At 59.0% G+C, this 23226-nt stretch carries 14 protein-coding genes and 1 pseudogene; 2 read left to right on the top strand and 13 right to left on the bottom strand.

Features of this window, described 5'->3' with window-relative positions; genetic code table 11:
* Positions 1-24: 24 nt before the first annotated feature.
* The 9 genes and pseudogenes from ACZ4TW_RS16290 to ACZ4TW_RS16250 form a co-directional block, all read right to left on the bottom strand.
* Positions 25-1461 carry an aminotransferase class III-fold pyridoxal phosphate-dependent enzyme gene (locus ACZ4TW_RS16290; RefSeq protein ID WP_465544247.1) on the bottom strand — a complete coding sequence of 479 codons (1437 nt, stop codon included), beginning with the start codon at positions 1459-1461 and terminating at the stop codon, positions 25-27.
* Positions 1462-1490: 29 nt separating this feature from the next.
* Positions 1491-3014 carry an aminotransferase class III-fold pyridoxal phosphate-dependent enzyme gene (locus ACZ4TW_RS16285; protein ID WP_465544245.1) on the bottom strand — a complete coding sequence of 508 codons (1524 nt, stop codon included), beginning with the start codon at positions 3012-3014 and terminating at the stop codon, positions 1491-1493.
* Between the two features lie 7 nt (positions 3015-3021).
* The gene (locus ACZ4TW_RS16280; protein WP_465544243.1) at positions 3022-5511 is read right to left on the bottom strand and encodes a phytanoyl-CoA dioxygenase family protein; all 2490 of its coding nucleotides are present in this window, start codon (positions 5509-5511) and stop codon (positions 3022-3024) included.
* 157 nt (positions 5512-5668) lie between these two features.
* Positions 5669-7123: an aminotransferase class III-fold pyridoxal phosphate-dependent enzyme gene (locus ACZ4TW_RS16275; RefSeq protein ID WP_465544242.1), complete on the bottom strand. Its 1455-nt coding sequence runs from the start codon at positions 7121-7123 to the stop codon at positions 5669-5671.
* Between the two features lie 526 nt (positions 7124-7649).
* Complete coding sequence (locus tag ACZ4TW_RS16270; RefSeq protein WP_465544413.1) at positions 7650-9167, bottom strand: hypothetical protein; 1518 nt, start codon at positions 9165-9167, stop codon at positions 7650-7652.
* A gap of 342 nt (positions 9168-9509) precedes the next feature.
* A pseudogene (locus ACZ4TW_RS16265) lies at positions 9510-9932 on the bottom strand (TniQ family protein); the annotation flags it as partial.
* Positions 9933-9937: 5 nt separating this feature from the next.
* The gene (locus ACZ4TW_RS16260; protein ID WP_465544240.1) at positions 9938-11029 is read right to left on the bottom strand and encodes an AAA family ATPase; all 1092 of its coding nucleotides are present in this window, start codon (positions 11027-11029) and stop codon (positions 9938-9940) included.
* A gap of 59 nt (positions 11030-11088) precedes the next feature.
* Positions 11089-13230 carry a hypothetical protein gene (locus tag ACZ4TW_RS16255; protein ID WP_465544238.1) on the bottom strand — a complete coding sequence of 714 codons (2142 nt, stop codon included), beginning with the start codon at positions 13228-13230 and terminating at the stop codon, positions 11089-11091.
* A complete protein-coding gene (locus ACZ4TW_RS16250) occupies positions 13227-13985 on the bottom strand; it encodes a TnsA-like heteromeric transposase endonuclease subunit (protein WP_465544403.1) in 759 nt (252 codons plus the stop codon). Before ACZ4TW_RS16250 ends, ACZ4TW_RS16255 begins: the two co-directional genes overlap by 4 nt.
* Before the next feature lie 881 nt (positions 13986-14866).
* Between ACZ4TW_RS16250 and ACZ4TW_RS16245 the strand changes: the two genes are divergently transcribed.
* Both ACZ4TW_RS16245 and ACZ4TW_RS16240 read left to right on the top strand, forming a co-directional pair.
* Entirely contained in the window at positions 14867-15631 is a 765-nt protein-coding gene (locus ACZ4TW_RS16245; RefSeq protein WP_465544236.1) for a nucleotidyltransferase domain-containing protein, read from the top strand.
* Positions 15628-16239 (top strand): metallophosphoesterase, encoded by a 612-nt coding sequence (locus ACZ4TW_RS16240; protein WP_465544234.1) that lies wholly within the window; start codon positions 15628-15630, stop codon positions 16237-16239. Before ACZ4TW_RS16245 ends, ACZ4TW_RS16240 begins: the two co-directional genes overlap by 4 nt.
* 2 nt (positions 16240-16241) lie before the next feature.
* On the opposite strand, the gene ACZ4TW_RS16235 is transcribed toward ACZ4TW_RS16240, so the two are convergent.
* The 4 genes from ACZ4TW_RS16235 to ACZ4TW_RS16220 form a co-directional block, all read right to left on the bottom strand.
* The gene (locus ACZ4TW_RS16235) at positions 16242-17687 is read right to left on the bottom strand and encodes a tetratricopeptide repeat protein (protein ID WP_465544232.1); all 1446 of its coding nucleotides are present in this window, start codon (positions 17685-17687) and stop codon (positions 16242-16244) included.
* Between the two features lie 243 nt (positions 17688-17930).
* Entirely contained in the window at positions 17931-21155 is a 3225-nt protein-coding gene (locus ACZ4TW_RS16230; RefSeq protein WP_465544231.1) for a DEAD/DEAH box helicase, read from the bottom strand.
* Positions 21156-21200: 45 nt separating this feature from the next.
* Entirely contained in the window at positions 21201-22283 is a 1083-nt protein-coding gene (locus ACZ4TW_RS16225; protein WP_465544229.1) for a hypothetical protein, read from the bottom strand.
* A gap of 182 nt (positions 22284-22465) precedes the next feature.
* On the bottom strand, positions 22466-22945 hold the full coding sequence (locus ACZ4TW_RS16220) for a hypothetical protein (protein WP_465544228.1): 480 nt from the start codon (positions 22943-22945) through the stop codon (positions 22466-22468).
* Positions 22946-23226 lie beyond the last annotated feature (281 nt).

Below are 23226 nucleotides of genomic sequence, written 5' to 3'. Positions count from 1 at the left end.
CCGCAGGAGGTGATGCTGCAATACTCAGCTCGCCGCGGCTCCCACTGCCTCGATTGCCTTGGTAAGCGCCAGCTGAGCTCGATCAAGCTCGGACTGAGTGATGACTAGGCAGGGCTTGAGGAAGATCGCCGTGTCCGCTTGTCGGACATGGACGCCGTGCTGCATACCCACCCGCGCGATCTCTCCCGCAACGGCGGCGGACGGTAGTCCGTCCCCGTCCAGCACAACCAGCCCGCGCATTAGGCCGACTCCAGTGGCTTCACCGACCATATCGGGCAAATGCAGCTGCAACCCGAGCAGCATCTCGTCTACCATATTCACTGCGCACGCATAGTTTGTCTTCAGCAAGCCATCGTGGAGTTCCTGCTGCATCGAGGCTGGCAGCCAGGTCGGCACTGGGCCCCTCTCGACCCCGAGCAATCTGTCGAGGACCGCGTCAACCGCCACGAGGGAAAGCATGTTGGCAGAGTTCGACTTGAACCCGAATGGCGACTCGATCACGCCGTAGGACCGATCGGCGACGATCATAGAAACAGTGCCATGTCCTGAGGTCAGTCCTTTACCCAGAACAGAGATATCCGGATAGACACCCGTCGATTCAGCAGACCAAACAGCGCCTGTGTACCCGAAGCCGTTCTGGACCTCATCGAAAATCAGGCAGATGGAGTGTCGCGTGCAAATGTCCCGCAGGCGTAGGAGGAACTCGGTGGGAACCGCGCGAACAGAATTTCGCCATGGAATCGGCTCCAGTATCACCGCAAAGTACTCGCCTCCGTCGTGGTCCAGCCGAGCGAGCGTATCTAGGGTCATCGCGCTCAGCGCCTGATCGGTTCCACCCTGTGGAACTGGGAACTTCACGACGTTCTCTGCGTTGTCCAGAAGCACCCGACCGGACCCACGCGTCGGCTGATGATCACTCGCGAGGATTCCGCCCAGGTTCGACCCGTGAAAGGCGCCAACGAACGACGCTAGCTTGCGACGCTGAGGTGAGCGCCGAGCTGTCCACGCAGCGTGGAGCGCCAGCTCCACTGCACCCGACCCGGTGCACTCTCGGATATTTATCACGAAGTCTCGACTGCTGGCGCTGTCGTTGAAGTATCGCCACAGGCGGTTCGCCACCTTGTAGTAGAGGTCGCTCCCGAATCGCACAGTGACGTAGTGAGGCCGCTCAGACAAAACCTGCGACAGCTGCCGCAGTTTCACCCACGGGTCATTCAGCCCGAGCACGGTGTTCTCGGTCATCGAACAGAGATCTATCATCTCTTTGCCATCTGAGAGGCAAACGGTAGCCCCGCGCCCGGCTGTCGCGCGCAAGGCGCGCGGCGCTGAGTTGTGCGTGAACATCCTCGGATCACGGCTATAGGGACTCCCGTTCGCCTGCCGGAACTGCGGGTAAGTTGGGTCTAGCATGCTCCCGCTGAATGCGTTCGCCAGCGGATCGAGCTGTTCAATCGTCGCCATGCTGAACCTTTGTCGGGGGTCGGGCCTGTTCATCTGCCACCCTCTCGCGCGATCGTTCTCTCGACTTCTCTGAATGTAGCGGCCAGTCGACTGCCGGCCATTTCGAAGTCGGCGGCCGTCGTTGCCAAGCTCGGCTTGAGGTATACGGCGTGTCCAGCCCTACGCACGTATATCCCTTTCCTGAGGCCCAGCTCTGCAACTTTTCCCGCGAGTGCCCCAGACGGCCGGCCGGCCTCATCGAGGATCGCAACTCCTCGCATCAGTCCAAGACCGCTAGCCGGCCCGACAAGCGAGGAATTCTGTGTCTGGATGTCGATAATAAATTGGTCAAGCTGTTTAGCAACCTGCGCGTAGGAAGTCGTGAGAAGTCCTGCCTGCAAGCCTGTCGCGAGCCCTATTGGCAACCAGCTCGGTAGATGTGCGTGTTCCTCCGGAAACATCCCTCCGAGCCTATCCAGCACAGCGTCAACGGCGACGAAAGACAGCATGTCACCAGAGTTGGTCTTGCTTCCGAAAGGCGCCTCAACCGTCGAGTACTCGCGCCGAGCGACCACGATCGCCAGCGCGCCGTGGCCAGATGTGAGGGCTTTGCCAGTAGCAATTATGTCTGGACAGACGTCGCTACTCTCGGCGAAGAAGACACTACCCGTGTAACCGAAGGCGTTCTGCACCTCGTCGAACACTAGGCAGATCGACTTGCGCGTGCAGATTTCACGGAGTCGTCGGAGGAACTCAATCGGCACTGCATGGACTGAGTTCCGCCATTGAATAGGCTCGATGATGACGGCGAAATACTCATCACCATCCCGGTCCAGCTCGTCTAGCGTGGCCAAAGCCTCGCAACTTAGGTTCCCATCTTCCCCACACGTAGGAGACGGGAAGGTCACCACGTTGTCTACCCGATCGATCAAAGCGCGTCCGGCACCGAAAGCGGGGTCATCCTCTGCAATGAGGCTTGCAAGCACACTTTCGCCGTGGTAGCCGCCTCGAAAGGCGGCCAATTTGCGCCTGGTCGGCACATCACGAACAGCGCGCCAAGCGGCATGTAGAGCCAACTCCACGGCATCCGATCCATTGCACTGGCGGAGGTTGATGACGAATTCCTCGTGTCCACCGAAGCGGTGTAGTCGCTCCAAAATACGGTGCGCGACCCGATAGTAGAGATCAGAGCCTATTCGGGCCGGCAGGTAGTGGGGCTGATCTGATAGGAGAAAGGCTGCCTGTCGCAGCTTCACCCACGGGTCATTGGTGCCCAAGACCGTGTTGCAGGTCATCGAGCAGAGGTCAATCATCTCCAACGGCTGACCCGATGCAAGATGGCCCTGGATCCGCGAGCCAAGCGCACTATCGACCCAATAGTCCCTCGCCAATGAGCCCCCGCGCGTGAACATGGTGGCGTTGCGTGCAAGATGCTCCATCGGCGAGAGGTCAGTGAGCCGTTCGTCGAGACCCAGGCATGTCCTGCCGAGTTCTGAACCTACCCGCTGGACCGACTCAATACTTGTCAGGTGGAATGGTGTGTCCTGCTGCCAGAGTCCGGAGTCGTCGGCCATTTCCAGATCACTCATTTCTCTGGTCACCCAACCTTTCGGTTACGACGTCATCATCAGCCACTACGTGGGTATAAAGATCAAGAAGTTGCTGGCACGTCACGCTTAGACCGATGTCTCCGGATGCCGCCAGGAGGCGATGCGCCCAGGCGCAAGCGAGGTACATATACGCCGACGTGGTACGCAGTCGCTGCACGCTGTCACAACGGATTAGCGCTTCACCGAGGTCAGAGATCAAGGCCCCACAATTGGCAGCTTCATCATCGTCCAATCGTGACCGAAGAGTCGAGCACGCACATGCCGCTATCTCAGAAGCACTCGCAAGGGGATCAGCCTTCTGCCATAAGCATTGCCCGGCTGTAGGCGCCTCATCAAGTCTGGTCGCCACTTCTGTGTATTGTTCCGCATCCTGTCCGGCATCGCGAATCCACACCATCGCGATATCGCGTTCCCGATCAAGTTCGAATCTTGTCGATAGACGCAAGTCAAGATCCATACTTATGTCTGCAGCCAGGATATCAACTAATTCTACAGCATCGCCGGTCCACCGTGACCGCGTCGAAGACAACTCGGGGATAGCTTTGTACTCGGCGCGGATTGCAGCGAGATGTTTCGAGCTAACGTCGCCGGACCGCCATTTCAACGATCGAGCAGGCGCCAAGTCTGCGCCTTCGGATACCGATCCGATGAGGGTCGAATCTGAAAACATGTAGAACGCCGCAGAGGACTCTCGCGCGAAGTTGAGGGTGAACACGTCGCGGGTGGCTGAGAGATTTCGGTGCCCAGAGTGGATGCCGTTCGTGTCGAACAGCACACAGGTCCCGGCCTGGCCATGAGCCAAGAACAGTCCGCCTGAGCCGAGTTGAAGCGCATCATCGAGTTCGAACTTCGTGTCTCGCTGAGTACGAAACTGCCAGCGCCGCTGGTGACTGCCACAGACGTATCTCATAGCCTGCCCCGCAGGTGCCACATCAGTGAGTAATACCATGACCTTCAGTTCCTCAAACGGCCCGGCAGTCTTCATATCCTGGTGGTAGTCCCAGGCTCGGTAGCGGAGTGGCTTACAAGGACCCTGACGGTAACCTCGAGCCGATACGAACCGCGAAGGCCCCCCGAAGTATTGTTCGAGGATGTCTACGAGCTCCGGAAGGTGGGCAAAATCGCGAATCCGCTCCAGCGTCACTCGTTCGCAATCATCGACGGCAAGGTTGAACGAAACCTGCTGCAGGGCTGTGGCAGCGGTCTTTTTGGTGGCTTCGGCATCGAAACACTCACGGAAATCTAGAAGCGAACTCTCGCTCACCAAGCCGTCGACTGCAACAATCCCGTCGTTCCTGAATCTCGCCAACTCCGGCGAATCTGACTCTCTTGAGGACACAGCGGCTTTCACTGTCGCCTGCTGTTCCAGCCGGGGTGAGGCACTCGTCTGAATCAGTCCCGACGAGACACTTCCGCTCGACGAGGTCGGCACGAAATCCTCAATGCTGGGCTGATCATAGAGACACGGTGGAACAGGATTGCGGGACACCACTGCGCTTCCTTTTTCCTGTGACCACCTGTCGTCTCTGAGCATCTTGAGAATCAAGCTCTCGCGGTATGTGGGGTGGTGCCAGTCGTGACCTGCGATCCAGCTGTGGTCCCAGTGGCAAAGAACGCCCGGCAAGGAGCTGGGCCAAAGAGCCGCTTGCTGTGCGGTCCGCACTGATGTCGACGGAGGCGCACCGAAGTCGAATGGCTCGTACTGAAGTCGATTATGGACGCCCGACGAAATCAGCCGGTGGGGCAGGTGATCTGGAGTCAGCTCCCCCGGTTCAACGCCACGGGCAACTCCAAGCTCATATCCGCAAAAGAGGCCGGCTTCATACGCGGAGATCGCGAGGTTATCTGGACCGCCCGTCAAGCTGAAACGGGCACTACCAGACAAATTGCCATCGTGTTGTAGATTCCGCAGTTCAAGAAACGAAATGTGTCGAGTTACGGAGCTCGTGTCGAGTTCCGCGCCGTACGTCTCTGACAGGTACTGGCATGCTGCCTCGCGGTAGGTGCGAACCAAGGAGGCGACGTTCCGGCGGGCGATTCTGAAGGGCACCGACGAAGCGACACCCGCGGTCACGTCATTGCTGAGGCAGCCGTTTCGCTTAAACCTGGCGATGATCCCCACGGGACAAGGGACATTGGCCGCATGCGATGGAAAGGACTCTGCGAATTCGACGTCCATGTCGGTGCACAAACCGCGGTCGATAACGAAGGTCAATAAGCGTGCGTAGTCCGACACCACGGAGAGGTTGCCTTTTGCAGACTCGGCGCAGAGGAAGTGGGCATCGATCTCTGCATTGATGTGCTCCAAGATGATTCGCTCGTCTTCATCCACTGCCGGTATAGCTGCAAGGTCGCATATGTTCATGTCGATCTGCCGTGCGAACTCCCTGAGACGCCGCGCAGCGATCGAACTTAGGACACGCTCACAGACGATCAGCATGATCTGACTGCCGCTGTTCATCGCACGCAAGCGCGCTAGACGTGCACGCAGCTTGTCTGGAAGACCATCGGAGCTTATCCAGATACGGACTTGGTCCAAGCAGTTCGCGCTTAGCGAGTCGCCACCGTCTACGGGGCTTGCCAATCGTAAACTGAATCGATCAGCACCCCTCCCTTGTTCAAGACGCATCGCGCATTCGTAGGACGTCGTCGAAAGTTCTGGTCAATGAGTTCAAGGCGGCCATGGTGTCCCGCTCGCTAATAACGATGCACGGCTTAATTAGAACAGCTGAGTCCGCCTGACGAACGTATGCACCGTGAGCCAAGCACATCTTGGCCGCAGCAGCTGACAGTCGCGCCGAAGGCCGACCATCGGCTTCGAGCATAACCAGTCCCCTTACAAGCCCGACGCCACGTGACTCACCAACCAGTGTCGGAAACCGACGGCACAGCTCTTCAACTAGTCGGTCCACTAGCGCGACAGCTTGCTCGTAGACAGCCGGCAGCAGCCCCTCTCGGAGTTCTTCGGCCAGCGGAGCCGGCAGCCACGCAGGCAATAGGCGGGCGTCTTCGGGCTCCATACCGAGCAGCCGGTCTAGCACTGCGTCCACAGCCACAAGCGCCAGCATGCTGCCCGAGTTTGACTTGGCGCCGAACGGCGTCTCGATCTCTGAATACTTACGCCGTGCCACAATCACCGCCAAAGAACCGTGCCCCGACGTCAAAGCCTTGCTGATCGCACTAATGTCCGGGTACACGCCCGAAGTCTCCGCATAGCTGATCGATCCCGTATATCCGAAAGCGTTCTGCATCTCATCAAAGATCAGGCAGATCGACTTTCTGGAACACACGTCTCGTAGTCTTCGAAGAAACTCAATTGGTACGACGTGAACCGAATTGCGCCATTGGATCGGCTCGATGATTACAGCGAAGTAAGAGTCGCCATCTCGCTCAAGAGCAGCAAGGGTCGCCTCCGTCTCTGGCGTGAATGCGTCTTCTCCCCACTCCGGAGTACCGAAGAAGACCACATTGTCCGGGGCATCGGCCAGGAGGCCACCCGGTTGGTGGTCGCTGACCCAGTTCGCAGTTAGGCTCTCGCCGTGATAAGAGCCACGAAACGTCGCAAGTTTGCTACGCCCTCGGTCCGCTTCGGCCGCCTTCCAGGCAGCGTGAAGAGCGAGCTCGACGGCATCCGAGCCGTTGCATTGCCTCATGTTTACGACGTAATCTTCGGGGTTGTTTTCGCTCCGAAAACAGGCCAGTAACCGCCGGGCGATGCGAAATGTGAGATCGTTTCCCATCCGAGCGGTCAAGTAGTGGGGTCGAGAGGACAGCAGGAACGACGCCTGCTTCAGCTTTACCCATGGATCATTTATGCCGAGGATTGTGTTAGCCGTCATCGAACACAAGTCGATCAAAACCAACGATTCGTCAGTCGCCACGACTGTCGCATCCACTGTCGCGCCCAGGCCGGAGTGAGCCCAAACGTCGCGAGGCGCGCTTCCTGCGGAGAACAGATTTGCGTTGCTAGCGAAATGTTCTTTCGCGTCCAACGAGGTCAGCGACGATGCGGGATCGAGGCAGGTACCCGCCAACTGGTCGACCAGCTCCCGCACGTGGCTGAGTTCGTCCAAGTGGACTAGCCCCGGCGACCCGGTGGGTCCCGACTCGTCTCGATACTCCCACGCCCGCATCGGTCGATCATAGGCTGAACTACGGACCGACGGCGCGTTAGAGTTCGCCGCCCGCGTCGCGTGTCCCCATGAACGGGTCGTTCTGTTCGCCACCCCAGTCAAGTGCAGCTGAGGTCCAACCTTTGTTGTGCGGGAATGCAACGAAGGTCACGCGACTCCTCGCGACCAGTTCCCGGTCCCCTCGAACTGCGCCGCTTGTCGCGATCAAATGTTGAGCCTGGCGGTGTTTTGAAACCAAGCCTTGAGCTCCCCCGAGCGCCAGATCGATCATCCTCCGCACGGGCGTGTGTGCGTACCGGAAAGAGTCTCTTGCGCTCAACCCAATCGGCCAAGAGTATCTTCACCGGTGTGTCCGCGGAACTAGCGCTCGGCTGTCTCGCCCTCGCCTCGGGCCGAAATCGCCGCGGAGCAGCCACGAGCTCATCGCTGTGTCGACGCAATCGTGCGGCTGGCAAGAACTGTAACGTCATGACTCGGCTGACGCCGACCTTGCTGGCCGCGTATGCCTCCAGACCGCCGATGTGAAGTCGTGAGATTCCCAGTGCGCTAGGTCGACAGTGTCACCGAACGTGTGTTGAAGCAGCTTCGCGACTTCGACGCCGACGTCGCCGAAGACCCAGCGATGGCCATCCACCTCGTACAGATCCTCGAAGGCAAGCTCCAACCGGGGACCCCGCATGAGTTTGCCAATGCTCACCATGGCGATGACGTCGATCAGGACTTCGTCGGCATCGCCTGTCGTAACGGCGTCGAGTACGTGTTGGAATGTCCGTTCGCGGCTCGACTGCCGAAGGGTGTCACGTCGGCTTGGGCTGGTCCAACCAGGTAGCTGCCGCTGCAGGTTGGGCGGTGGGCCTCGCCATCCGTCGTCGTAGTCGAATGTGGGCTGCCAGCTGATGGGTTCGTTGATTCGATGTCGTAGGAGTTGCTTCTCGGCTTGGAGGAGAAGAAAGTCGTGCAGTTCGGCAGGAAGCATCTGGCTGAACCGCTTGTATGCAACTCGCACTTCGCCTGCGGGTAGTGCGTGGTGAATCCGGAGACGTGCGTCGCTGCCGGTGAGCAGTTCGTAGAGCAGTTGCCCGAGGAACTGTTGCCGGCGTTCGGTGGCGACGATGCCTGCCGCTTTGCATGCTTGTCGCCAGCCTCGTCCCGGTTCGTGTAGATCGCGGAATACCCACCTGCGACGGGCGTAGTCGATGGGTGGAGTTGTCGCGCACAAGCAGTCGTGAAGCCGGTCGAGTACGTACAGCGTCTCGTCGAACATGTCCGCTTGGACCATGCGGCTCATGACTGCATGCGATGTCCGGGCGAAGCTGGCTGGCAATGCCAGCTGAACTGCGATCGGGTTCCATCGGGTGAAGGTTCCCAAACGCAGCATCATCATGGAAGCAACGGTCTCGAGCGCGCCGGTGTCCTGTTCGGTCGCCCGTGGCAACTGGTCAATTGCGCTCCGCCACAGTGTCTGTGGCACCGATCGGGCGTGCAATGCCGACGTTGACGCGTGCGGCCAAACGGGAGTAGCGGCAGGGTCTGGCCCTGACGGGTAGCGGGGAACCCGATTCTGCATCCGAAACGCCAGCTTGTCCGACGGTTTCATATCTGCCTCGCGTCCCGCGAGTTGAATTGCGTCTATCAATCCTGAGCGCCGCCGTCCACCAGGACGAAACTGCCCGACCATTCTCCACCCAGGCTGGATGGGCCCGGCAGGAAGTTCATCGCGTGGGATCCAGGTCTTGTCGATCGGTTCTGTTCCGAGGTCGAGGTATCGCTCCATCTCGCTTGCCGCGCGGTCCAGTGAGGGAGCCGCGAGGATATCCATCGCTATCGTGGCAAACGCTCCGAATGTTGCTGCATCACCGGTAATCTTGGCCAGTCTCGTCTGCGCTGACAGGTCCGAGATATCCAGTGTTGCAGGCGGTCTGATCGAACGGGACCCGCTGAGATTGTGCGCAACAGCAAGGTCGTGGTTGATCTTCGCAGACACCATCATTCTGACGAGGCCTCCGAGAGCAAGGATGGCTTCAGCAACAGGAACTCCAATTCCGCACATTCGATACGTGCCTGATGTCGGCGAGTCGACGGCTGAGGCAATCAGGGCACTGATGCGGGCCTGAGCGGCGAGAAGTGGGTGTTCTGCTGGAAGCCGTTTAGCGGCAACTGTCCTTAGGTCCCGTCTGCAGATCTTGTCAGGCCTGTCTTCGTACAGGTCGTGGTCGTACTTGAGACATCGAAACGGGTCGAATCGATCTTTCCGACGGTTCTCCCCCGACCTCGGGACGTGACCACAGTCCGGGCACCGATCGACGAGTATGGAGTTGTGTTCGAGGCAGCAGTACGTCCACTGAAGGTGCCATTCGAGTCGATGGACAAGGGGATTCTCGACAAGACAGTGAGGACACCAGCGTGTTCCGCTGTCGCGCGCGAAGGTGGTCCAGTGGTCGTAGCCTCGCGGCTTGGCGTTTCGCGGTGGTGGGGCCAGTCCGAGGGGTTCGTACTGGCGAATGGTTGCCGCGCGAACGTCCGCCGGATCGAGGCGACAAAGGGAGGCTATTCGTTCCGTGTCGTCCTCATCGAGGTTGAGGAGCGCGTTGCTGGTACGCGAGGCCGGCAGCCCGAGGCGAGAAATCATTGTCTTGGGGGCCACATGGTATGCGACAGCGAGTGATTCGAGGTAGCTCTCCAGGGACTGCCCGGGATGCAGCGGCACGGCATAGGGGAGTGCGCGCTCGACCTGAGTCAACTCGTCCATATTGTTTAGCTGGCCTTCGTCTCTGGTAGAGGACTCGGCTTAACGTTATTCTGCGAGCGCATCTCCCAGTACTGCTCGGCTGAATAGTCGAGTGGTACAGCGGAAATAATGTCGTTCGTGATCCGTTCCGTGCCTCGCCGTATGGCCAGCGCAGCCGCACGGGTAATCAAGTGATTGACCGAGACCAAGTAGCCTTGGGTGCGGTCGAAGATGAGATCAGCATTCGCTACGAGATCTCCTGGTTCGGCACATGCCAGCACCAGTTGCTGTTCGTAGGCGCCGAGCAGGTCGCGCCAATCGTTCTTGTCCTTCTTCAGCGAGTTGGCGTAGGTGGAGACAGAGATCGGTGTCCACCGTCGGCTGTTCTGAGCGATGCCTGTGTTGATCGCCTTGCCCTCGGTGTACAGACCACGCTCACTTAGGTTCACTCCGGCCATGATGAGCGCGACAGGCATATCGTTGGTCCATCCCTTGAAGAAGTTGGACACTGTAAGGCCGTCCTTGGATGCCGGGTTGAGAAAGTGAACGTCATCGACAAAGATGATTCGTGTCTCGCATCGGAATACGTATTCAAGAATGATCTCGTACAGCTCAGCGCGGCCATAAGATCTTCCTTCGACCGATGGTCCGGCGTAGAAGCGGTGAAATATTCCTGTCAATGGCTTAAGCCCGCTCTTCGCCGTCATTCCGATGCGGCACACTGGTATGCGGAGATTCCCGGACTCAGTGCGGTCACCGTACCTGAGGAGTTCACGTCGCTCGAAATCTCGGAGGTACTCGTTGACGGTGGTGGTCTTCCCTACTCCGGCCGCTGCATCGAGGACCACGCTGGGTTTGACGCGGTCGGAGTCGACTCGCAGTCCTGTATCGATAACGAGGTCAAACAGTTCGTGCGCGGCAAGCAGTTGCGGTGTGTGAATAGTGCCGAAGTTGGCGTGGAAGTCCAGGCGACGGTCGTTGAAGTCCGCTCGGGCGGACGCCGATAGTCTCTTGATTTCGACCGGTGTTAAGACATCGGGGCGTTCACGCCGTTCGGACAGCACATACGCGCGCCACCCCTCACATCGCCCCAGGTCCCATGCACGAGGTTGCTGCATACCGAGCTCATTTCTTGTCAGTTAGGTGGACAAATTGTGGGGAGTAGAGCCGAGATGAGTTATCGAACAACCAGTCCGCGGGGGACGTAGTCATAGGTGTCGTCAGTGGTGGGTTCGATCTCCGAGTGAGGTGGCTCCGAGCCGCCCTCGCCCGGGTTCTCTGCAGATTCGCGCCCCGACTCGGAGACGCCCGTGTTGCCCACAGCCTTATCGTCGGCGGATTCTCGGTCTTCATCGAGTAGATCCCAGGCGGATTCTTCGATCAGTTCCTCATCGGGAACGGCTTGCGGCGCACTGAGATCGGGGTCGATAAGTTGATTTCGCTTCTGCGCAAAGTGCGCGGATCGCAGCAACGCATTTCTTCCCTTGCGATCCAGAGCCGCTGCGGAGATCCAGTCTGATATTATTTCACGTGAGGTCGGTATCGGTTTCTTGGTTCGTTGGGACCATTTGCGCAGTATTCGGTAGACATCCTCAGATAGAGGCAAGTCGAATCGATCTGCATCTTCCCATTCGAGTTCGTGACAACGATCGTTACGCGGGTCTTGAATAAATACAATTCGGATGTCGTCAGGGTTGTAGCGGATTGGCCATCGGCCGGCATGCACACCGCCGTACGGCGAGTAGTCGCCGTCGAATGTCGAGAGGATCTCACCCTTGTACTTTCGTGTGTTGACTTCGAATCCGTAGTGAAATTTCATTCTCCACGCGATAGGAAGGAACTCTACAAATGCGTACGGGTCGTGCGCCATCCGCGGAAGGCCATGTGTCGCAATGGATAGCTCGTACATGTCGTCGGGGCATAGCTCATCGACATCCCACACAGGTTCGACCAGTCCTCCGTGGTCTTTGCTGTGGTAGCGCCGTGTGATCCAGTGTCGAATAATGTCTTCGAGCTCGTGAACGTAGTAGAAGGCCTCCTCTTCAGGCGATTTTCCGCGAGAGTAGACGTCCGGCCCCTTGTATCCGGGCAGCCGCATGATCAGGTCGCGACGCAGCGTATTGAAGAAGCGCTCAACCGTGGGTTTATCCGTGGGCTTATAGGGCTGCGAAGGCATGACGTTGATACCTTTGCGGTGACAGACCTCCATGACGTGACGAGAAATGAAGGCCTTGCCATTGTCGACAAGAATGTTTTCCGGTGCGACGAGAGGCATTCCCCAGTGTGGCGTTTCCTCATCGAAAACGATGTTCTCGGGAACGCCATGGTAGTTCCAGAGCGCATCAGGGTGCGCTCGGTGAGCTACTCGCTTGGGGTGACATGTTTCGAAGAGGACTGTCGCGACATCAACAGCCTTGGTCGATACTGGTGTGAGACAGAGACCTACGATGCTACGCGTGTAGAGGTCTTGCGCGACCGTGAGCTGAGTCGAGACCCAGCGGCCGGTCAAGGCCTCCATTGCGAAGCAGTCCAGTGAATGCGTGTCCATGATGATGAATTCGCCGGCTCGAGTGGCAACAAGCCGGCCCAGATTCCCTACAGGGCGATCCGCGATGGACCGACGCCCCTTTTTGGACCCGGCAAACGCGTTTGTACCCTTGTAGTTGCACTGGATGTACTGGTACGCGGTCGTCTTCCCGGGGATTCTGACTACGTCCCGGCCGTACTGCGCATCAAGCTCTGCGGCAACGTCTTCAAGTACGGGCTTGACGTCCCACTTGGATTTGTCTTTGATCCGGGAGACGACCTCGCTCAGCTTCTGTTCCCACCGCTGGTCGATTGCGCTCCGGCGTCGCCGAGTCGCATGCGGACGTGTCAAACCGACCGCACCTCCACTGGCGCGGAACGCGCGGACATACCGCTCTACGGTCCTGGGCCTCACGTCAAGGCGGAGCGCCAGCTCCTTTGCACGACTGGTCAATCCAGGAAGCGGAGGCAGGTTGGTGGGACTATCCGGATCGAACTTGTGACCGGTGATGACCCAGAACAGCTCCCGGGCAAGGCGCGTTGCCTCGTCCTTATCGGAACCGGTGGCCATTTCCCACTGCAGGTCGTACTCAAGTTGGAGCACTTCACCTGTGCGGCTGCACGGCTGCGCTTCAGAGAAGAGTGCTGGCAGGTGGATGGACCGGGTAATTCCTTGCCCGACAACGGCAGCTGTGACTTTGAGGGCATCGACTTCCTCGATCTTCAGCACATCTCCCCGGAAGCGAATATAGCTCCCCACTCCGATCCGCGTAGCGGCTTCGCCTGCCGTCACGTGCTGTTCCCTGCAAACGTCAGCCACGTACCAGGCTGCAAACACCTAGCCATATCGAAGGTGAAGATTCCCTGCCATATTGCATGGCGTACAGCGGGTTTCACGAACATGAGCGGGTACTGCGCTGCCAGTTCGCGCTCGACAGTACAAAGCTCAGCGGAGGTTCCATAGCTGGCCACCGCGTCGGCAATCTCAGCATTGACCACGCTAGTGCGTCGGTAGCCCATAAGCAGATTGAGGTTCAGCATCGCGACAACGTCGGCGGCATACCACACCTGGTAACTCCACCCGATACCGCGCATCGCAGCGGCCGTCCACGTGAACGTGGCGACCCGTTCGGGCTCATACAGCTTGGACTCGCTGGTCACATCGACAACCAATGGGCCGGCGTCGGTGAGGAGGAACAAGTCCGGATAATGCGAGCGAACCTTGCCCTCCGGCTCCGCGTACATCAGCTCCATCGTTTGGGAGTTGATCGAAGACACCGACCGATCAAAGTCAGCGATAGCAATTCGAGTTCGTTCCAGGAGGGACTCGTACTCGACAACGCGATTGCCGGTGACACAGAACAGAGTTCCTGAATAGTTTCGCCGTCCTTTGTATTTCGGCATCTTCCGTGTCATCTGTCCACCGTCGAGCTCCTGGTGGTCGATCCGAGCGAGCGGTTTTCGACGTTCCAGCCCGTCTGCCGTGACGAATCGGGCCGACGTCGCCTCCGCCACTGCCTGCCAGGACAGATCGCCACCCGTCTCCATTCGGGCCAAGTGGGCAGCGTCGTCAGTGGTTCGCCACAGAGAGTCCGTTAGCCCGCGCACGTGACGCCCCGCGCTGAACGAAATACCTGAAACCAACGAGGTGGTTCCGCGGTCGGCGCAGTAGCACGGTGGAGTGGTAGTCGGTGTCGGACACGACAGATAGAATCACCCACGACGGGTTCCTTAGAGTTTGAGGAAACATTCTGGGGCCCGTTTGGGACGGCCGGGTCGATGGCTGCGCCAACAGCCTCACCGGTCGTCCCTCTCAGACTTGCGGGAGACTTTATATACCTGCACCACACCCTGTCAATGTCCAACTATTTCACGCTTTACGGACTCCCCTTGCCGTCGTAACCCATTGACAGTCCAGTGAACTGCTAGAATAGGAGCTCCACACACACGCAAGCCCTGTCGGGTGGCGCTAATTCTCAGAGGCGACAAGGATGACATCGCACTCCTCGCTTGAACCACACTCCAGTGCGTTGCCACCCGCCGAGCGCGACATCGACGATGCGTTCACGGAGTCAACGGAGGCTGTCTGTATTCATCCTCACTGCATGAACGTGTGCACCTATCCCTGGCACAAGCGTGGGCCTAAACCGCTCTTCTGTTGCCACACGTGCGCTCTCGACTACGCTGCCCAGCGGCGCCGACTACTGCACCAACTTGAGGCTATCGACGGCTCAGGACACGAGGCTGGTCCCCGGTCACGCGAGGGGCGAGCGCTCGCCAGGAAGAGGCAACATGTCCTCTGGCATCTCAAGCGTTACGGTGGCTGACACCGTCGTGATATCGGCGATCTACAGCACGTGGGCGACACATGAGGAGTAACTCAGATTTGTTCCAGTGATGATCTCCCCTCAATCCGGCGAGAGTCGATCGTGCCCGGGCTTACCGCCCTCGGAGTGTCATCGGAACTCGTGGCGCGGGTCCCTGAGCTTCCGCGTGAGGTCATCGCCATCATGGTCTATGGAAGCCAGGCACGCGGAGATGCGGTACCCGGTTCCGACCTTGACCTCTTGGCGGTGCTACCGAGAGCGCGCCCGAGTACTTATGCGGGCGACGTAAGCATCAGCTACTACACGCTCGAACAGCTGGACTCCGGAATTGGGACTCTGTTTGGGGCTCACCTCAAACGCGACGGCCGCATCCTGGCCGACCCTTCCGGGCAGCTAAACGTCTCAATACACGGGATGGGAGATGTCGATACCGACCGTCTGTTCGCACGCTCGTTGCATCTGACGCAGTTGTTCACGTGCCCACAGATGGATCTCCCCAAATACCTGACAGGGCTCGTTCGAGAAGCTCGCTACCTCCTCCGCAGCTGCCTCTACGCCCGCGCAATCGCACAAGGTTCACCATGCTTTTCTGTTCGAGAACTGGCCATTCGGCACTCCGACCCAGACCTCACGCAGTTGCTGGCGTCACGCCATACCGACGAGCCGACACTGGCAGAACTTGACGCATGCCTGATTCGACTCCGAAGAATTCTTGGATCATTCCCAACTAACGATCATGGATCACTCGAAGCGACAATAGTCAACGAGTGGGAAAACTCCGGAGATCTATTGTCGATGGCATTCCTGGCGCTCGGTATCACAGGACAAGAGACAGACTACGCCGAGGTCGAAAAGATCCTGCTATGACCTTCACTACCGCATTCGTTGGCGATATTCACGGCAACCTTGACGCACTACACGGCCTATGGGACATCCTATCGTTGCAAGATATCGAGCACGCCGTATTCCTTGGCGACTACATCAACAAAGGAACCCGGTCGGCGGGGGTTCTCGAGTTTCTCTTCGACTTGGCAGACTCAGGGAAGGCCACGTTGCTGGTCGGCAACCACGAGCTGGAGCTGTTGAATGCACTAGATACGGGCGACCTACGCGGCTTTCTCAAGATAGGCGGTGCCGCCACAATTCGATCGTACGTAGCACGCCCCGTCGGACCGAATGTCTTCGCAGACTTCACTGCTTGCATTCCACAGGAGCACGTTGACGCTTTGCGACAGCTCCCAATGGAGTACCTGACCGATGACTTGATCGCCCGGCATGCTCCTCGGCAGACAGTGGACACGACACGGTACTCGGTCAGCGCGCACTCACCGATTGGCGACGTCCCGCGAATCGGCTCGCACGCAGCACAGCTCGATACCGGTTGCGGGGAAGAGGGAGGTCGACTGACCGCGCTACTTTGGCCTGGCCTCGGCTATGTACAAGTCGACAATACAGGTACGGTCATCAACGAATGATTTTACGCATCGCCGTCATTGAGACGATCAAGTTGCCACGTCGCTTTTTCTATTCCAATGGTATTCCCCATGCTCTCATTCACTTTCACGCAATCCAGGAGATAGCTCCTCGCTTCATCGAGGTATCCTGCTGCGCGGCAGCACTGCCCGAGAACGAGAAGTGAAATGGCCTCGCCAGGCTTGTTTCCTATTTGGCGGTTTGCCGCCAACGCCGCTTTTCCGTTGGGAATTCCTTCGGCCGGTCGACCTTGTCGCAGTCGAAGCTGGGCTACCAGTGCATTCGCGTTGCCGTGCAGTGCCGTTGTGGGGGAAGATCGAAGTGTCTCGATCACTTGGTTGGCGAGCTCAACGGCCGTATCAAGGCTTTCCTCTGCGACGTCAAGCCTTGCGAGGTTGATTAGTGATTGGGCGACGTCCCGGGCGGTCAACCGCTTGCGTCTGCGTTGCAGAGACTCTTCAAAGTTCTGGCGAGCAGACCTGAGGTCGCCGAGGCGTTGATGCGCCAAACCTAAATCGTCCAGGATTCTGCAACGAACAGATTCGCTGGCGGCGTCGTCGTGCAGCAACAATGTCAGCGCGTGTTCAAGACGCCCGATTGCGTCGTGTTTCTTACCTTGTGCGCTGAGAACCCTTGCCTGCGCTGAAAAAGCATCCGCAGCCGCCACGGAGTGAAGCGTGTCGTCTGCCGCAGAATAAAAGTCGATCGCCTGTTGTGTCTGCTCCAGAGCCCGGTCGAGCTCACCGTCGTGCCGCAGAAACGCGGCGAGGGCCAACTGCTCGTCCGGCCCACCGATCGCGGCCGCCTCTTCGAGCGCTGCACGGCCGGACTCTGGCTGGCCAAGTTCGACGAGTTTCTCTCCACGTAGACGCAAACTCGTGGCTTTCAGAACGTCTTTTCCGGATGTGGGAAGCAAATCGACGTACCGGGGCACTTTCGGCCCTACTGACGTGGCCGCCCAAAGGTTGAGACGTTCAGCGAGCTTGTTCTTCAGATCCCTTGCTGTACGGATAGTTTCGAACATCAATGAATGCTGGTCGATGATCTGGTCCTTAAGCTGACCGATCCGCTGATCTGGGCTCGATGTGTCGAAGAACGCAACCCAGACGTCTCGCATCGGCTGCTCGGCTCTTGCCAGCTCCATCAGACCGGTGAACAGTTCCTCCTCGGTACCCGAGGTGTACCCCCATGGACTGCCCGGCTCGCTACCCCAACTCGCTTTGAAGAGGACGACCATGAAATGGCACTCGTCGATCAGCTCGTTTATGGCCGCTTGGGGCCGACGCACGGTGCCACGCACACGATCCCACCCAACTACCTCATAGGTGACACTATCTGTTCCATCGCGTCGGCGATTGTGCTCATCGACAGTGGCGTGAACCGCGTTTCGCTCATCCTCTAAGTCGCCAGGAGACGCAAGGAAAATTCGAAGCGGCAGTGCGTCGGTCATGTACCGGATGGTAGCCGGAGGCAAGCGGTTGGTCGTCACAGCATGCCGCTCTCTGCAGTGCGCCTTGCCGGCAGCCGAGCACGCTTTGACCCGCTGTTTCGCATCGTCGGAAAGCCTCACGTCTTCCCATGAGGATCGTGGAACGCATCAGCGCCACCCGCTCGTCGCTACCGATAGAAAGCGCGCGCCGATAGCGAAGCTTCATCCACTCGTGGTCGCGTTTGGGTGCGGCTGAATCGTCTGTCATTGCGAGCACCAGACCGTGAAGGGCGCATTGATGGTGGTTCTGACGTAGGTCTCGACCGCGGCAAGGAGGTCGGACTGCTGTTGGCTTAATTGCGACGCGCTCAGTCCGGGTTGAACAATCACTACTTCCATTCGCCTTCGATGGACCTGCGCTTGCGCCTGAAGCTGAAGCAGGCGACCGGCATCGCCGGCCTCAAACGGACTGACTCCAGTGCGCTGGTGCTTTGCTTGAGCGCGACGCGCAAGCTGCTTGAAGAACGGACCGAGATCGCTGCGCCTCCATGCCACCGACTTCTGAGCCTGGCCACAGACTTCGTATAGGTCGGCCACTCGCGCGCCTGGCGCGACGCCACTTGAGTACTTGCAGTGGAGGAGACGGACGAGCAGGCCCTCGTCGTCCAGCCTCATTGCGACGATGTCAGCGATCTCTCCTGGACCATCGTCGTCGATCACTACGTCCCATCCGTCCGCGTCGGCAAGCGTGTCTCTAATCGCTCGATATTGAATCGAGTGGCCGAGTTTATTGGCTTGCTGCGATTCGACTTTGATGTCCGTGCCGGTCCAGTCGACCACAACGAGATTGTTGGAATCGAATGGTGCACGGTCCCCCCGCGGCCGGTAGAGAAGCCCACCTTCGACGATCCGGTCGTTATTGAGCAAGAAGACTAGGCCGGCCCGGTTCAGCCAGGTGCTGAGCGGCAATTCCGAACGCGGTCGAATCACTTGAATGTCGTCTGCGCTGGTGCAGGAGTACGTCACGTCGCCTTCCATGCTCACTGCCGCTTCGTAGGACACGTTCCACGCGCGGTTGGAGATCGCGAACTTGAATGGTCCCGTTGTGCTCGACGTGTCTGGAATGAGGTCGCAATAGACCGCCTCGATGGTCTTGTCTTCGTAGGTGAGCTTCATACTCTCCGCGTTCTGGGTGTGAAGCTCCCACGGCCACTCGACGCCGAGAAGTACTCCCTCTGGCCGACCGTCCAGTGGTTCGGGGAGTATGAAGTTTCCGATGACATGGTCGATGGTGAGTGTGTCGTCGAGGAGCTTTGTACCGATGGCATCGCACCAGTCGCACCATTGCTTCAGACTCGTCGCCGTTGAGTGCGACCAGATCCGACCCTTCTGGGACGCACTGATGTTGACGCGCTCTCCCTCGCGGAAACCCGATCCAGAGATGTTGGTCTGGGTCTTCGTACCGGCCTCGGCTGCGGTGAAACTCTCGGTGACGTCAGAGCCGACGTGCATCGAGAATCGACGAAACTGACTTCGAGCATCGAGAACGCCGACGTTCGTGGGCACAAGGCGCTGGACGTCACCCATTACGCGGTAGACCTGACTTCCGTTGAAGCGCATAGCTCCTGGGCCAAGAACGGCCTCCGCGAGCTCTTCGAAGACCCCGTCGTTGGCCGAGTTGTTGATGTAGAACAGCCTGCGCTCGCTATCGAAGTACAAGACATACAGCTCGTAACCAATCTCGTCGAGCGTCTTGAGATCGCCCCAGCGGACAGGGATTCGACGCTCGACGACGCACCAAGCGACACCAGCCTGTGCGTTCAGGCCAATTGGATTGGTAAGCAACGACTCCTCGCCGAAGTAGCCAACGATTGCGTCAGTGTTCCACTGTGATGTCGGCGCTCTGTAGACGACAGCACTCATCTTCGGGAGCAGACTTCGGAGCGCGACCTCGTCCGGCAGGCTGCCGAATCCGGCCTCAAAATCGCTGACCTCCTGCTGTTCATCGACGGCAGCCTCGGAGATGTCTCGGAGTAGGAGGTTCCAATCCGCGTCCTCGGCGTAGAGGCTTCGCAAGCGCAAATCGGGCTCCAGTTCTGTTCGAGCGACGAACATTGCGGCGTCACCGAACTCGCCACCAGAAGACGTTCGCGCAAATCGTCCAATGAACTGGAGGGTGACGCCCAGACTCTTATGCGAGTCATGGACCGCGGCGACTTTCAACGCGGGGAGGTCGAATCCCTCGCCGAGCATGTCGACGCAAATTACTACGCGGGATTGTCGAGCCTTCAGGGCATCGACGGCTGCGTTGCGGCTTTTGGCCTTGAGGGTGCTGTAGATGACTACTGGCTTGAGGTTAGGTGCCGCTTTTTCATAGAGCGCCAGGATGGCCGTCGCTCGCGGAATACTCTTGACCCGCGCCATCAGGATGTGGTCTTTACCCTCTCCGAGATCTGCCCGCAATCTTGCGACAGCTTCGGCCGCCAACGCCCCATCTGGGTTCTCGAAGTCAACCACCGACTTGAAGTCGATCTCCGAGAAGTACCCCTGCGCTTGGGCCTCGCGGAGTGGGAAGGAGTAGATGATCCGGCCTTGCAGGTGTTTCCCGTCCTCACGGAAGGGTGTAGCCGTGAATTGAATCACCGGTTTGCCGGCGAAGGCTGACCGGATGTCAGTCCAGGTCGACGCGGCAACGTGGTGGGCTTCGTCCACGAACAGATGACTGAACTCGGCGAGAAATGCCGCTCGCACCTCTGAAGTCGATGTGTGAAGGGCAGACGGGGTGCTCACGACGACGTTGCAGGACTGAGCAAATGCAACAGCCTCGCCTTCTGCGGAGAACTGATGGCCGACGCGACCAACGACAGGGCGGATTGCGCGAGACGCGACGATACCGAGTTCCTGGAGCACTCCAAGGCGGTCGAACTTACCCGCGATCTGTTCTCGCAACGCGTCTGACGGAACAAGCACAAGCAGACGTCTGGGCTGTGCTGTCACAAGGAGGCCGAGCATGGTCTCGGTCTTCCCGGTGCCCGTCGGCATCACGACGGTCGCGGGTTCGGGCCGTTTCGTGGTCCAGTAGCCCAGCACCGCGTGGATCGCTCCCAACTGCGGCGAACGAAGACCGACCTCGACCTCACTCGGGTCTTCCAGCCGTAGCGCACCACGGTAAGTATCGAGGACCTCGGCCGAAGAGTTGCGCGGTAGCGGGCCAGACCTGTTCCAGGTCGCGCCTCGCACGCGGTCACCTGCCTTCATCCCGACCGGCAACCTGAGCCACAGATTGTCAGCAGCGAGTGGCTTGTCTACCGTCGAGGCGGGCCAGGTACCGAACACATTTGACACTTCCAGCGCGCCTGCGGTTTCCGAAACGCCTGTGAAGCCCGAAGCCGGTACCAGGAGTTGGCGGGCAATGTTGCCGTCAACAATTAGCGAGGCCGACCATTGATCTGCACTGCGCCACACCTTGGCGTTCTGCCCTTGCTCCATCCCCGCTCAGCTCTCGTCAGAACGTGGCCGCCGCTCGCCACGCGGTCAGAACCCTTGCCTCATCGAAACGTACAGGTCAGGATATGCCTCCACCGCGTATAGACGCTCCAAGCCTCGCGAGTCCGGCGCGCCGTCCAACTCCATGAGCATGTCGCGACCACCGATAAACGCCGATGGAACAAGATTATCGCTGGCCGCTACCAAGATCTCGTCGTCGCCAAGCGCGACGACGTATTGGTAGCCCGCTCGAATGTCGCGGGCGATCTGAGCACTGCGCTCGACCCAGGCCATGCGCTCACCTGTAGCCGTTTCAACGTCGCCAGAATACCCGACAACACCCTGGCCACTCACGACCTTGTGGGTAACGAATCGTTTCTCACCTGCGGGAACATCCTTGTTTTTTCTCTTTACAAGATTCTCGACGTAGCGATCGGCCGGCGGCGCCAAAGCCGTCGTCCGTTCATCCCAGTGAGTCGAAAGATCTGGGAGCGGCACGGCGCCAACGAATCCTTCAAGGGGGCGGTGCAGAACCGTCAGCGCCTCCTCTGGGACTTCAGCGAATGAGTGCCTTAGCGCGGGCCCCAGAGCTACCGCCAGCCGTGGTTCGAGCGATAAAAAGAAGCGCTCAGCATCAAACAGGGTCTCGACCACCGACCTACCCGCAACGCCATCGCGATAACCGTGCTGCGCCTCCATGCGAGCCCGCTTCTGAAACTCAGAGGAATCAGGCCCACATAGTCCGACGTAGTCCGTCGGAAGATTGGCGTAGTCTGCCCAGTGCCACACCGCTCTCATAACTTGGGCGCCAGCGTTCATCGGGACGCTATAGACGCGGTTCTGGACCAACAGGTCGTCAAAAGTGACTGGCGAATGCGTTTCACAGTTGCGTACAAGTTCTAACCCCGTCACTACCCGACCGCCGGTCGAACGCTCACGCAATTTCTTGTAGGGTTCGCCGAACTCCGGCTCGAAGACAGATTCATCGAGGATATTGACAACGAGACATGCGCTCGTTGCCTCAATGAGGGCCGCGGTTTTGTCTTCGAGGGTCGCGTACCAGTAGGACAAGATAGCGCGTCGAAGGCCACGCATCTGCCTCATTGCCTTGGCCAACCCGGCTTCGGTCAAGCGGCCTAGTGGGCCTCGATCCAGCTCCTCCGTCGGTGGTGCCATCAGTGCAGCTGCTCCCTACCCTTATCTTAGGCAGACCCCCGGTACTACCCAGACTGCCGTGCCGGTGCTTCTAGGCATACCTTCACCGAAACTTCGCAACCCGTTTAGAGGCCAAACAGGTCGGCGTTCAGTTGCCGCTACGGTTCGGGGAGCCCGACCGTTCGGAGGGGCGCGTTCCGCAGTGCAGCGATCACCTCGCCCGGATTGGTCAGGAGGCCAGCCATCAACCGAAACCTCTCGTGATACTCGTGAGGATCGTCATCGGGCCGCACCCCTTCGAGGAAGGCATCGCGAACTCGCGAGCTGACGTTGTAGAGGTAGTCGCGCGCGAGTTGGTCAGTGAGCCGAGACCAGATAACGGAGGAGAGCCGTCGGTGATCCTCCAGTTGCTTCGCGAGAGCCCGCCGTGCGACGTCCCGTGAATCGTCGGGATCGGCAGCTGTGATTTTTAGCTTCACGGGGTTGAGCTCCTCCTGCGAGAATCCGGTGGTGTCCGGTCGCGGCCCGAGGTCTTCTAACGCAGCCGTCGCAGTCGCGGCAGACTCTGACGATGTCACAGTTGGCTGGTCCGCCGCGGACGGCCCCGGGATGGCTATGGTCGAGATCTCGCTGATCACAGTTGGATCTATCGCGAGCGACACTGAGCCTGCGGCCTCTCGCGCGTTGACGTAGCGAACGACTCGCACTCCCAGCTCGTGAACCCGAGCCAGCTCAACTTCCCCCCAATTCCCTGCCAACTCGGGTGTCACGTCTGGGTAAAGATCACCTGGCATCAACCGCAACGACACCCGATGCAGCCAGTACTTAGCCTCGGGCTTTCACGCTTTTTCGTGTCGTGAATGAAGAATGGTGCCCTGACCTGGGATGATTGAACTTGCGAAGGTATCAATCGGACCAG

This window comes from Agromyces sp. NPDC029043 (assembly GCF_055564615.1).
The sequence above is the reverse complement of the archived record's forward strand: the minus strand, read 5'-3'. Positions and strand labels throughout refer to the sequence as shown.

Coding starts and splice junctions, on each gene's coding strand:
- ACZ4TW_RS16290 (WP_465544247.1), bottom strand. CDS start 1,461: ATGGCGACGATTGAACAGCTCGATCCGCTGGCGAACGCATTCAGCGGG.
- ACZ4TW_RS16285 (WP_465544245.1), bottom strand. CDS start 3,014: ATGGCCGACGACTCCGGACTCTGGCAGCAGGACACACCATTCCACCTG.
- ACZ4TW_RS16280 (WP_465544243.1), bottom strand. CDS start 5,511: ATGAACAGCGGCAGTCAGATCATGCTGATCGTCTGTGAGCGTGTCCTA.
- ACZ4TW_RS16260 (WP_465544240.1), bottom strand. CDS start 11,029: ATGCAGCAACCTCGTGCATGGGACCTGGGGCGATGTGAGGGGTGGCGC.
- ACZ4TW_RS16250 (WP_465544403.1), bottom strand. CDS start 13,985: ATGGAGACGGGTGGCGATCTGTCCTGGCAGGCAGTGGCGGAGGCGACG.
- ACZ4TW_RS16240 (WP_465544234.1), top strand. CDS start 15,628: ATGACCTTCACTACCGCATTCGTTGGCGATATTCACGGCAACCTTGAC.
- ACZ4TW_RS16235 (WP_465544232.1), bottom strand. CDS start 17,687: ATGACCGACGCACTGCCGCTTCGAATTTTCCTTGCGTCTCCTGGCGAC.
- ACZ4TW_RS16230 (WP_465544231.1), bottom strand. CDS start 21,155: ATGGAGCAAGGGCAGAACGCCAAGGTGTGGCGCAGTGCAGATCAATGG.